At 76.8% G+C, this 405-nt stretch carries 1 protein-coding gene; it reads right to left on the minus strand.

All coding sequences use genetic code 11. The annotated features are described in order from the left end of the window. Positions 1 to 405 (minus strand): IS110 family transposase (locus ACQRAJ_RS08800; protein ID WP_427748394.1); only part of this gene is annotated, 405 nt, incomplete at both ends.

Genomic DNA, 405 nt, shown 5'->3' on the forward strand with positions numbered 1-405 from the left:
ACCTGAGCCCCTCCGGGGCGGTGGTGAGCAGCGACCTCGCGGTGTTGATCGCCGAGGTGCGCGCCTTCACCGCCCCGGAGCGCGCCGCGAGCATGCAGCGCACCCCGTCGACCCACCCGTCCTGGCTCTTGGGGGTCCCGAGCTTCGAGCCGGACATCGCCGCGCGGGCGGCCCTCTCCGCGTCCGCCTCGTCGCACTTGCCCTGCCCCGGGCGCCTCCTCTGCATCCTCGCCGGGGAGAGCGCCTCGCGCACGGGCATCCCCAGCGACGCGAGGTGCCTGGTGAGGCCCGCCCCGTAGGACGACGTCCCCTCCATCGCGACGCAGGCCGGCTCCCCGGCCGCCGCGATCGCCCCGGCGAGCGCCTCGTAGCCCGCCGCGTCGGCGGGGAACTGCCGGGACAGGA

Source organism: Collinsella sp. SGI.184 (genome assembly GCF_050313415.1).
Taxonomy (GTDB): domain Bacteria; phylum Actinomycetota; class Coriobacteriia; order Coriobacteriales; family Coriobacteriaceae; genus Collinsella.